Source organism: Scytonema sp. PCC 10023 (genome assembly GCF_963920835.1).
Lineage (GTDB): Bacteria > Cyanobacteriota > Cyanobacteriia > Cyanobacteriales > Nostocaceae > Kalymmatonema.
Window position 1 is genome coordinate 24,451 of the sequence record NZ_CAWUDP010000099.1, and the last position, 11,183, is coordinate 35,633.

Below are 11,183 nucleotides of genomic sequence, written 5' to 3' on the forward strand. Positions count from 1 at the left end.
ATAACGGGGGTAAAACCCAGATTATATTCTTTTTAAACCTCAACATTGACTGTATATAAATATGGTTTAAATATGGTTTAAAAAGGTTCACTCTCTAGTCTGTACAGTGTCAAAGGTGTTTTAGTTCCTCTGATTACCTCGGTATTCCCAGTCGCAGGGTTCACCGAATTTCCCCAGTGATTAACGTGAGGCAAAATTACTTACCACACGGGTTTAAGCCATAGCGAGCCAGACGATGATCTAACTCGCTTTCAGGTATCTCAGGATGATGTTGTTGTAACCAATCTTTGCCTTTTCCTTGAGTATAAGCTTTGAGAAAATCTACTTTTTGTTCGTGATTTCTCAAAAGGTCACAATTAGCTCTTGCGATCGCTTCACCAGCCCATTGAATTGCACCTTCACCACTGTAATACTGTTTACGGACAGCATCAAGACATTCTTGTAATGTGGGCTTTTGGTGAAAAACTCTTGTATGGTTCGCCATTCTTAGAGCATCACGCTCTGGATCAATGCGCCAGTTGCCATTTTCATCCTGCTGCCAAAGATTGTTCTTAGCATCTGCAAACAGATGATCCTCACAGAAACCTTGGCGCATACCAGCTGAGCGCCTAATATTCCCGGCGACAATTGTGACAGCTGCTTCATCAATCAATAAACAGCATTCAACGGAATTTAACTGTCGTCCCACAGCTTTATTCAGGATCGATGCACAACGCTCGTACAGCCCAGGCAATTTTACAGGATTAGCAACGCCTCCAAAGCCATTGAGAGGCTTTCCTGCTTGACGTACGTCGCTAATATCAACAATGACTTGAACGTCTCCACAAAACCGTTCATCAGTTGAGAGTTCCAACAGGCTTTGATATGATTTCACCCAACCTTGACGGCTATCGCCAACGTAAATAGTGACGATATTGCCTTCTATTTTGACTTCTGTCTCTTCACGACGCTCATCAACAGGAGTACTACCAATCTCACCCCGCACTTGTACTTGAAGACGATTGCGGATCGGGGGCAACTGGTTAATATATTGTGGTTCTAGAACTGCTCCAGTCCCACACCCCATCATTGCCAAATCCACCATTAACCCAAAAGCGCTCCAGTCTTGCAGGTTGGTAGATGTACAATTGTACGCTCCAGAAAAGTTTTTTTGTTCTTTTAGCCAGTCCGTACCGCCAACCCACAACCAACGCCCACTGGGTAAGGCTTTTAAGTTTCGCTGCATCCGCTCTAGGATATCAGCCTCATGTGGGAGTAGCTTCCCGAGAGTGATTAAAGCTTGGAGGGTGCGATCGCACACCTGATCCCAAGTTTCCCTCACCCCAGCCTCTTTCCGGCGGCTGTAGGTTCTAAAAAACACTGGGTTGGCAGCTGGGGCAGTTTCTGGAAATTTTGCACTAGTAAAGCGTTTTCTTTCAAGCTCACGAACCATAATCAAGTCTTGTTGCTCGCTGACATAGATTATGACTATACGGCAAGTGAATGGGAGGGTAAAGATTGAAAAATTGTTGAATTTGCGCTACCTATAGAGCTGCACTCATTGTGGTAAGATTTTATAGCTATTCTCGTTGAAAGAAAATAGAGTTCCATTGATGGAAAAGTATATAATGTCCAATTAGCGAGTAAAAGTCTTATTTCATAAAATGGGGGTAGATATGTGTGAATCCCTATCAGGGATTGAAAATGTTGCCCCTTGGCGTTCCCCCCTTGCCCGTGCTTTGCACCGCAATCGTAGCCAGCCCCACTCCCGCTACTTTCAACTGGCAACTGTCCAAACTGACGGACGCCCCGCTAATCGTACTGTTGTTTTTCGGGGGTTTCTAGGGGATACCAATCTGCTGAAAATCATCACAGATACACGCAGTCAAAAATTCGACCAAATACTCCATCAGCCTTGGGCAGAAGCTTGCTGGTACTTTACCGGGACTCGTGAGCAATTCCGCATAGCAGGAGAACTGAGTCTCATTGATGGTAATCATCCTGACTTAGAACTGCAAAAAGCTCGTCAGTCAACGTGGCAAGACCTTTCAGACAATGCTCGTTTACAATTCGCTTGGCCCCATCCTGGAAAACCTAGAGCTGATCAACAAGCTTTCTCACCATCGCTTCTTGATCCTGCTAGCCCTCCACCTAATTTTTGCCTGTTATTGTTTGATCCCACTCAGGTGGATCATCTAGAATTGCGTGGCGATCCCCAGAATCGTTGGTCTTATCTGCGTGGTCACACTTGGTCTACGACTGCGATTAATCCGTGAAGAATTTCTGCTTTCCTTAAAGTTGCAAAAATGCAGTAAGTACCTTAGTTTATATTACGGGAATAGTGAAATAAATTGTGTCTATTATGTATTAAATTAACACTATTTTTAGTATAAAAACTCGCATTTTTATGGATTTCTACAAATACCATGCCCTGGGGAACGACTACATTGTTATAGATCCCAACAAAATAGATGTTAGTTTATCCCCAGATAATATTCGACTTATCTGTCATCGGAATTTTGGTATTGGCTCAGACGGAATCTTGTATGGGCCTATTTTTGGCTCAGAAAAGATGAAACTTAGAATCCTCAATCCTGATGGCAGTGAAGCAGAGAAAAGTGGAAATGGTATCCGTATTTTTTCTAAATACTTACTAGATGCTGGGTATATTACTTCAAGAAGTTTTGAATTAATTACACTCGGAGGTGAAGTTACTATTGAAATCACTGATCCGAGTATTCCATTAATCACTGTTAATATGGGGGCTGTCACTTTCCAGAGTGATTTAATACCTGTTGCGGGTTCTTCGCGTGAAGTTATAGAGAATGATTTACTGATAGATGACGTGCCTTTGAAGATGACTTGCCTTTCAATTGGCAATCCGCATTGTATCATTCCTATGCCGAACATATCTAAAGAAATTGCTTCAGCATTAGGTCCACGTATTGAAACGCACGAAATGTTTCCTAATCGTATCAATGTGCAATTTCTTAAAGTTCTTGATCGGCAAAATATTCAAATTGAGATTTGGGAACGGGGTGCAGGGTACACGTTGGCTTCTGGAAGTAGTAGTTGTGCTGCTGCTAGTGCTGCCTACAGGTTAGGACTGACAAATGAAACAATGAAAGTTCATATGCCCGGAGGCAAGATTGACATCAGCATACAACCAAATGGTGATGTTTATATGACTGGCAGTGTCTCAAACGTTATGCAGGGTCAATTTGCTCCAGAATTTCGACAGCTATTGAAGTAAGAAACAGTCTTGATGTGTAAAAATCAGACATATTCAGATTCCCGACTTTTTGAAGAAGTTAGGAATCTTGTTGTTCACGAATGAATAAGTTCGTAGTGAGGACTTTAGTCCTCTTTACCGACAAAGCAAGGACTGAAGTCCTTACTACAAATAAGTTTTCTTATGGACAATTAAGCTAACATTATAGAACTCGCTTGCTCGTTAAATTCCAGAGCCGTCCAAAAACTCCTCTATTACCTTATTTTCCAACCGGCAACTCGTGTGCTTTTCTGCCAAAGATGCCTCATCAGTTAATATATGGGAATTTGGAACGCTAGGTGTTTGAAATGCTGGGTTAAGAAAAGAAAATGAAATTTTTTCCTGTGTTTGTTGCAACTGTTGAATTTGTTGTTCAAGTTCCTCAAGCCGATCTACTAAAGCACGTATCACTTGGGCTTCAGCATCTGGTAAACTTCCGTGTTCTAGTGGGTTGACTCGAACGCCAGCGCGAAAGATAATTCGACCAGGAACGCCAACCACAGTACAGTCGGGTGGCACATCACGCAATACAACTGAGCCAGCACCAATACGGACATTGTTACAAATTTGGATATTGCCCAGCACCTTGGCTCCAGCTCCAACGACAACATTTTCACCCAAGGTAGGATGGCGCTTACCGCATTCTTTACCTGTACCGCCGAGGGTGACACCTTGATAAATCAGGCTATAATCTCCGACAATCGCCGTTTCCCCAATCACCACACCCATTCCGTGGTCAATAAAAACACCATGCCCAATGGCTGCACCAGGATGGATTTCAATTCCAGTCAAAAATCGAGCGATATGAGAAATTAGGCGGGGGATAAAGGGAATACCAATGCAATAGAGCCAATGAGCTAGCCTGTGTAAAAGTAGAGCTTGCAAACCGGGGTAGCAAAACAATACTTCCAACCAGTTACGAGCAGCTGGATCGCGTTCAAAGATGATGCGGAAGTCAGTAATGAGTGTAGATAGCACGCTTCTATTACCCTAGTTTTGCCGATCTAGTCAAACTCTATATTAACGTCCTATGTCCATGCATAATTGTTCAAAATCCCAAGCTTTTTTCTTTTGGGTTTCAATCGACAGGATGACAAGAAAGCAGGGGAAGAAGAGCAAACTTCTTCCCCTGCACCCTCTGTACTCCCTGTACCATGAACAGCTACAGCTTTGTTTGTGCCAATTTCGGAATTGAACTAGCTATTGAATTGGAAAAACACGCCGCCTTTAAGCAATCCCGTGTCACTCCCATAACTACTGACTGTGAGCGATCGCAAATCTTTAAAAAACGGCTTACCCAAGACTTCCACAAACTTAAGAATTGGTAGTTGACGCTCTAAAATCTCCTGACTCTTTGTCCAGTCGAGATACACGTAGCCTTGATTGGGTTGAGGAATAGCAGCGACGCTGTCTTGGAAATTGCGACTGTTGATCAAGGAGTTATTTTTAGCTGTCAAAGCTTGATCAATTGCCTCAACAGAGGATGCAAAAATCTCGTAATTTCCCAGATCAGCACGCGCCCCTAGAACCTTTGCTTGGATTGCGAATGATTCTCGCTCTTTTACTTGATCAAATTTATTCACAGCAGCGCTTAACTGTGTCCAAGTGGAGATTTTTTGTTCGTCTACGGTGAAGGAATTCAGGGAAAGCCCTTTTGATGAGGCGAGTTCATCCAAATGGGAAATTCCTGCTGCTGTAGCGTCAGATTTTTCCGCTACAAATATCCAATCAGGAGTTGTTTGCTCTTGACGAGGTAACAATCCTATGGCGTATTCTCCTTGCACCCAGTTGAAAATATCCTCTTTCCAGTTGATGCCCCATTGTTTTTGTACATCTGCCAAAGGTGGTAGCAATCTAGAAATAACATCTTGTGGGGAAGCAGATAGGACGGCTGTCACTTGTTGCCAGAGTTGGGCTAAATCACTGTCACCCAAACCGTTCAAATTAGCTCCCGCAACTGCCAAACTTGCTGCAGCAGGGATATACTCCAATGCACCCACAGGTTTAGAGAGTTGTGCAGATGGAGGTGAAGTTTCTTCCTTTGCCAGGAAAGCAGTTTCAGCTAGCAATCCTTTAGAGTTTGATACCAAAGAAATAATTTGGTTGTCATAAACTTGAGCTTCCGGTTTTAGCCCTTGCCATTTTGCCACTGTGGGGAGATTCAAGAAAGCAACAGCCAGTGCTTCTTTGGGCAGTTGTTTGGTGACTTGTTGGTATTTGCTGGAGCTGGTCAAATTGAGTTCCGCAGCCTGTACGTTATTAATAGCCTCTCGCAGCACTTTTGGATCGTTGGCAAACAAGACAAAGCTATTGCCTACAGCTGCACCAGCAAGAGGATTTTGGTTTTTGACTTTTTCCTTCTCAAGAGGAGTGGCTTCGGTTGCAGGGATTTGATTGTCATAGATCAGCTTCACGCCTTCGTACTGTTCAGTCGCTAAATTTGCCCCAGCCAATGCCCGTTTGGAAAACAACACCTCGACAAATTCGCGGCTTTTCTCCGATTGAGTGGTTGCGATCGCCATAAGATATCCTGGCTGTTGTCCGTTGTCAGAGTCACGGTCAATGTCTAAGGTGGTGACAGCCAGTGTTATTTCGTTTCCTAGCCAAGGTTTAATATCCTCTTGGTAATTTATACCCGTATTAGCCAGTAAATTTGTTTTTAATTTTGAGAGTTCCCCATCACCCTCAAACGCCTGCAAGCGTTCTGGATTCACTAGCATTGACACCATCACTGGTGCTTGTTTCGACACGAATATGGCAGCATTTGACTGTTCAGTAGAGGTGCGAGTCAGCGGAGTTTTGGCATAAAACCCGTTACAACCAGTGATACCAATCAACAGCAGCATAATGGTACCCGCTGCTAGAACTCTGAAGAATGAGCGTTGTGTCATAATTTTTACACATACTACTAGGGGCGCAAACACAAATAATCAACCACCATTAGAAATATCGAAGGCAGTTCTGTTACTAGAAATTAGTTTAGTACTGAAACTTCCGCAGAAACTTATCAAAAATGAGGTTATCTCCTACCTCTATCAAGTGGTTGATACACCTACCAATGCCAAAGAACGAAGATTTCTGCCAACATAAGTAGTATAGGATTTTTATTAAAACTTCATGCCAGGTAAACCTTCACAACCATTTATCACCCAAATTAGCGTAGAGGAACTAGCGCAACGCTTATCTTCAAAAGATTCACTTCAGCTAGTAGACGTGCGCGAACCACATGAGTTGGCAATAGCCCACATTGACGGCTTTGTCAATCTTCCCTTGAGCCAGTTTCCTGATTGGGCAGATCAAGTCAACACCCGATTAAATCCTCAGGCTGAAACGCTTGTGCTGTGTCATCATGGCATTCGTTCTGCTCAGATGTGTCAGTGGTTAATCGTTCAAGGGTTTACAAATGTGAAAAACATTGCCGGCGGAATTGATGCCTACTCAACGTTGGTTGATCCTTCAATTCCCCAGTACTAGCTCCTGTTTTGCACTTCTTCGACATGATGCCAGGTGGGACTACTGACGATTCCAACTTGCCTTTGCTATCCTTAGCACAAGCTAGGATAGCTTTAAGTATTGATTGACAAATATTTGCACTCTACCTAACCGCATGGTTTAGCTGTCAGGAAATTAGTAACTTGAAATACAGCGATTTCAAGAAGCTTATGGAAGTATTCATAAGTAGGGGGCTATTATTTTACTTAAAATCCAAAAGCATTTGCAGCAGAGCTATGCTGTAGTTAAGGAAACTTTTTTCTGGGGCAGTACTGAATCTTTACTCTTAACTTACTTCTTTTTACTTATTCCTGTAGAAGGCAACAGTTTGCTATCTTGACTTTACTATTATTAATTTTTTTTGGAGTCGTCTCCATAAATTTTTTCAAACTTTACTTAAAACTCGGCTTCAGTGCAAAATAGCTTATGCAAGTTCACCTAACAAATCGTCAACAGCATATACTTTCCGCAACGATACGTCATTATATAGCCACAGCAGAACCTGTTGGTTCTAAAACTCTTGTTGATGAGTACAACCTTGGTGTGAGTTCAGCAACAATCCGCAATGTCATGGGCGTGTTGGAAAAAGCTGGGTTACTGTACCAACCTCACACTTCTGCTGGACGCGTACCTTCTGACTCTGGCTACCGCATTTATGTTGACCAGCTCATTACACCTTCTGAAACTTTAGCACGAGAGGTAGAACTGTCACTGCAAAAGCGGCTTAAGTGGGAAGATTGGAGTTTGGAAGCTCTACTGCAAGGAGCCGCGCATATTTTAGCAACCCTCAGTGGTTGCATTACCTTGATTACCATGCCGCAAACCGCGACAGCAGTGTTGAGACATTTACAACTGGTGCAAATAGAAACGGGACGGGTGATGCTGATTGTGGTAACGGATGGATATGAGACACATTCAGCATTGATGGATTTACCGCAAGCCTCGGAAGATACACAACCAGATGCAGAGGTCATCGACCGCGAGTTACAGATTGTCTCTAACTTTTTAAATAGCCACCTGCGGGGACGAAGCATAACTGAATTAGCCAGCCTGAAATGGAGCCAATTAGACCGGGAGTTTCAAATATATGGCGAATTATTGAAAAAATCGATTGCAGAGTTCGCCCATCGCACTCTCGCTCCATCTGCGACACAAATTATGGTTCGCGGTGTTGCTGAGGTTTTGCGCCAGCCAGAGTTTTCGGAATTACAGCAAGTGCAAATGCTCATCCACCTGTTGGAAGAAGAACAAGACCAACTGTGGCGATTAATATTTGAACAGCAGCCGGAGACTGAGGAAGTGGGTAAACCACGAGTTACTGTTCGTATTGGTTCAGAAAACCCTCTAGAACCTATACGCACTTGCTCGTTGATTTCTTCCACCTATCGCCGCGGTTCCGTAGCAGTAGGTAGCGTGGGAGTTTTGGGACCAACGCGCCTAGATTATGAAGGTGCGATCGCAGTGGTGGCTGCTGCTGCTGATTATCTGTCAGAAGCTTTCAGTTATTTCAATCCCTAGTAGGGATTTATCAGTTTGGGTGCTCTCAAACCGATAAAAAGCATATAAACAGCGCGACTTGTGGCAGTACAATTCAGCATTGGTTAGAACCAGCTTAAATCATGGTCAGAAAAATTGCCTTTGGGGCGCTGTGGCTAGGATTTATTGCCTATGCCTTTTTCTTTGCCCCTCCCAATCAGCCCGATACATTCGAGTTGATTAAAAATCTTTCCACTGGTCATTGGCAAGGGATTAACCCCTTAGTCGTGGCACTCTTCAACATTATGGGCATCTGGCCTATCATCTACAGCTGCCTCATATTTATTGATGGTAGAGGGCAAAAAATTCCTGCTTGGCTGTTTGCTTCAGCTTCTTTTGGAGTTGGGGCGTTTACCCTACTGCCTTACTTAGCCTTGCGGGAACCAAATCCAAAGTTCCCTGGTAGAAAGAATGCTTTTTTAGCTGTTCTTGATTCTCGCCTAACAGGCATTGGCTTGGCTGTAGGTACGGCTATCTTAGTCGCCTATGGTGTCGGGCAAGGAGATTGGGGAGATTTTGTTCACCAGTGGCAAACAAGTCGCTTTATTCATGTGATGAGCTTAGATTTTTGCTTGCTTTGCCTATTGTTTCCAGCTTTGTTAGGAGATGATATGGCGCGGCGGGATATGAATAATCCTCAGTTGTTCTGGTTGATCTCATTAATACCGCTATTTGGTCCGTTGATGTATTTATGTATGCGTCTCCCTTTAAAAGAAGCGGGTGGAGAGATTATATCGAATCAGCAACAACCAGCGGGAAATTAAGATTATGAATAGAAAAATTGCTCTTTGGTTATTGTGGGTTGGATTTATAGCGTATCTATTATTTTTGGCTCCTCCACTGCACTTAGAGGAAACTCTTGAGTTGCTCAAAAATATCTTCACTTTGAACTGGGTAAATGTAAATCCAGTTATCCTCTCCTTATTCTCGCTTGTTGGCATCTGGCTGCTGATTTACAGTGGTGTTTTGTTCTTTGATGGCAGGATGCAGTGGATTCCTTTCTATCCCTTTGCTATAGCGTCCATTGCTTCAGGTACGCTTGGTCTTATACCTTATTTGGCTTTGAGAGAACCGAATCAACAATTTTCGGGACGGAAGGATGCTTTTTTGCAGCTGTTGGATTCTCGGTTTTTTGGTATTGCCCTGAGTTTAAGCACTCTTGGTTTGCTGATTTATGCTTTTTTAGGGGATTGGGTAGGCTTTTGGCAGCAGTTTCAGAGCGATCGCTTTATTAATGGCATGAGTTTGGCGTTTTGCTTGTTTTGCTTACTCTTCCCAACCGTCCTTGGTGATGATATGGCGCGACGGCGTTGGAATAATCCCCAAGTGTTTTGGGTAACAGCACTTGTCCCACTTTTCGGTCCACTTGTGTATCTTTGCCTGCGTCCGCCGATACAGGAGAATGTTGCTCAACAAACACCAACATCTTTTAGCAGCAGTAGGGTGCGATAGGACGCCAGTTTGTAGGATATATCGATTTCAGTCTAATCCTTTTGAGAGGGACGCTATACGGAAAGCTTCCGCATATTGCCCCTCAATGAGGGTGCTATGTAGAAAAATTCCATATAATAATGAGCTATGCCCCTAACTGCTCAATGGAGGCGTAGTTGCGAGCTTGTCTGCGGGGCATCGCTCCGAACCATAAGCCCTAACGATTAATCTCTTCAAATCTGCCACCACATGAAGTGATGAAATCGCTATAATTAAGGATTTTGAATGGTTGGATTTATATGATGTACAATAGTATTTACAGGGGCGAACGTCGGCTTCATGCCGTGTGTCCGAGTAGTGATCCTACTTAGACCTAGCCCCTTTTAGCTTTTCAATAGATAATGGGTTGCGATCGCCATACCACTCCCCATAAGGCTTGTTGCGCTTATCGTCCAAGTCCATAATGAGTCTATATTTCTTGGCAAGGGGCAGAAAAAACTGGTCATCTTCGCGTTCATAGCATCGCTGTACAGCCCACAGGTAATAGTCGATGATCTGTAAACCAGCAACCTCAGATGGATAAGTAGGCTCAATGATGATAGAGCTATTTGAACTTATTTTCCATTGAGACTCAAAGTTTTTTTGAGCTTGATTGATGGCTTGTTCTAGTGCTTCTTCGCGTACTGCCTTACCGCGTCTAGCAATAGCAATTTGGATAACGTCTGCTTTATGGAGCAGATTTTTGAATAAGCGTGTTATGAGATCGTCGTAAATTGCATTCTGCTGAAGCTTTGTGCCCAAACTCTTAAAGTCTGCTTTTGCTGATTCTGCCATATCAGTTTTACTCCGAATTGCCACTAAAACTTTGATGTCGAAAGACTGGATCAGTTCAAAAACCTTTTGCCGAATTTCGGGATGATCGTCTTTTGCATGAAAGGTAATCGCAGTCTTTTTAGCTTCAGGTTGCATAGAGGGAATATTCTTGAAGCGAGGATGAGTCATCAAGCTTGAGCGGAGTGCATTCAGTTCCCAGGTAACTCTTTCTGGATCAGAAATTTGAGCAACACCAGCCATGAAAAATTTAGATGCTCCAGGTTGACCAATTTTGGGAGAGCGGCAGCACTACACATACAACCACCTCGGAGATTTCTGTGCTAGCCAGTTCTTAAATAACTGGGTTACTGCCGGAAGTTGATCATCAATCATGGGTTCTTCAACTTCTTTGGTAATTTCTATGACTTCACCTTTGGCATTTCGGGAAGTTACATTGCGAGTCGTCTTTCGCAACACCTCTTCACCTTCCGGTGTCCTTACATAAACAGGATTTCCTCGTAAATCCCAACCGACTTTATCAGCGATCGCCATAAAAATTTCGTACTCTGGTGGTCGCCCAGTTTCAGCAACCATGTTACGCTCACCTTCAGCTAGATCAGCAGGAGCCTCACGCCAGAATCTCTGATTTGGCGTGAGAGGA

The 11,183-nt window shown here is 43.4% G+C and carries 9 protein-coding genes and 2 pseudogenes; 6 read left to right on the top strand and 5 right to left on the bottom strand.

Going from position 1 to position 11,183, the window contains the following annotated elements; genetic code table 11:
• Positions 1-199 precede the first annotated feature (199 nt).
• Positions 200-1,432, bottom strand: a pseudogene (locus ACM0OZ_RS38615) (ribonucleoside-triphosphate reductase, adenosylcobalamin-dependent); the annotation flags it as partial.
• Between the two features lie 223 nt (positions 1,433-1,655).
• Between ACM0OZ_RS38615 and ACM0OZ_RS38620 the strand changes: the two are divergent.
• Together ACM0OZ_RS38620 and dapF are read left to right on the top strand one after the other, a co-directional pair.
• Positions 1,656-2,255, top strand: coding sequence for an Npun_F5749 family FMN-dependent PPOX-type flavoprotein (locus ACM0OZ_RS38620; protein ID WP_414588145.1), 600 nt, complete (start codon positions 1,656-1,658; stop codon positions 2,253-2,255).
• A 131-nt stretch (positions 2,256-2,386) separates the two neighbouring features.
• On the top strand, positions 2,387-3,232 hold the full coding sequence (gene dapF, locus ACM0OZ_RS38625) for a diaminopimelate epimerase (RefSeq protein ID WP_414588146.1): 846 nt from the start codon (positions 2,387-2,389) through the stop codon (positions 3,230-3,232).
• A gap of 201 nt (positions 3,233-3,433) precedes the next feature.
• Here dapF and cysE read toward each other — a convergent pair whose 3' ends face one another.
• Both cysE and ACM0OZ_RS38635 read right to left on the bottom strand, forming a co-directional pair.
• The gene (gene cysE, locus ACM0OZ_RS38630; protein WP_414588148.1) at positions 3,434-4,228 is read right to left on the bottom strand and encodes a serine O-acetyltransferase; all 795 of its coding nucleotides are present in this window, start codon (positions 4,226-4,228) and stop codon (positions 3,434-3,436) included.
• A gap of 218 nt (positions 4,229-4,446) precedes the next feature.
• Positions 4,447-6,141, bottom strand: coding sequence for a DUF3352 domain-containing protein (locus ACM0OZ_RS38635; RefSeq protein ID WP_414588149.1), 1,695 nt, complete (start codon positions 6,139-6,141; stop codon positions 4,447-4,449).
• A gap of 226 nt (positions 6,142-6,367) precedes the next feature.
• Here ACM0OZ_RS38635 and ACM0OZ_RS38640 point away from each other — a divergent pair, with 226 nt between their 5' ends.
• The 4 genes from ACM0OZ_RS38640 to ACM0OZ_RS38655 all read left to right on the top strand — a co-directional run bounded on the left by ACM0OZ_RS38640 (position 6,368) and on the right by ACM0OZ_RS38655 (position 9,730).
• Positions 6,368-6,724, top strand: coding sequence for a rhodanese-like domain-containing protein (locus ACM0OZ_RS38640; RefSeq protein WP_414588150.1), 357 nt, complete (start codon positions 6,368-6,370; stop codon positions 6,722-6,724).
• 444 nt (positions 6,725-7,168) lie between these two features.
• Entirely contained in the window at positions 7,169-8,260 is a 1,092-nt protein-coding gene (hrcA, locus tag ACM0OZ_RS38645; protein WP_073634216.1) for a heat-inducible transcriptional repressor HrcA, read from the top strand.
• A 101-nt stretch (positions 8,261-8,361) separates the two neighbouring features.
• On the top strand, positions 8,362-9,042 hold the full coding sequence (locus ACM0OZ_RS38650) for a DUF2834 domain-containing protein (protein ID WP_414588151.1): 681 nt from the start codon (positions 8,362-8,364) through the stop codon (positions 9,040-9,042).
• 4 nt (positions 9,043-9,046) lie between these two features.
• The gene (locus tag ACM0OZ_RS38655) at positions 9,047-9,730 is read left to right on the top strand and encodes a hypothetical protein (protein ID WP_414588152.1); all 684 of its coding nucleotides are present in this window, start codon (positions 9,047-9,049) and stop codon (positions 9,728-9,730) included.
• A 342-nt stretch (positions 9,731-10,072) separates the two neighbouring features.
• Here ACM0OZ_RS38655 and ACM0OZ_RS38660 read toward each other — a convergent pair whose 3' ends face one another.
• Positions 10,073-10,813, bottom strand: coding sequence for a DUF3800 domain-containing protein (locus ACM0OZ_RS38660; RefSeq protein WP_414588153.1), 741 nt, complete (start codon positions 10,811-10,813; stop codon positions 10,073-10,075).
• A gap of 18 nt (positions 10,814-10,831) precedes the next feature.
• Positions 10,832-11,183, bottom strand: a pseudogene (locus ACM0OZ_RS38665) (hypothetical protein); the annotation flags it as partial.

Bases quoted from the DNA above. Each gene is read 5' to 3' on its own strand.
- ACM0OZ_RS38620 (WP_414588145.1), top strand. From the start codon at position 1,656: ATGTGTGAATCCCTATCAGGGATTGAAAATGTTGCCCCTTGGCGTTCC.
- dapF (WP_414588146.1), top strand. From the start codon at position 2,387: ATGGATTTCTACAAATACCATGCCCTGGGGAACGACTACATTGTTATA.
- ACM0OZ_RS38635 (WP_414588149.1), bottom strand. From the start codon at position 6,141: ATGACACAACGCTCATTCTTCAGAGTTCTAGCAGCGGGTACCATTATG.
- ACM0OZ_RS38640 (WP_414588150.1), top strand. From the start codon at position 6,368: ATGCCAGGTAAACCTTCACAACCATTTATCACCCAAATTAGCGTAGAG.
- hrcA (WP_073634216.1), top strand. From the start codon at position 7,169: ATGCAAGTTCACCTAACAAATCGTCAACAGCATATACTTTCCGCAACG.
- ACM0OZ_RS38650 (WP_414588151.1), top strand. From the start codon at position 8,362: ATGGTCAGAAAAATTGCCTTTGGGGCGCTGTGGCTAGGATTTATTGCC.
- ACM0OZ_RS38655 (WP_414588152.1), top strand. From the start codon at position 9,047: ATGAATAGAAAAATTGCTCTTTGGTTATTGTGGGTTGGATTTATAGCG.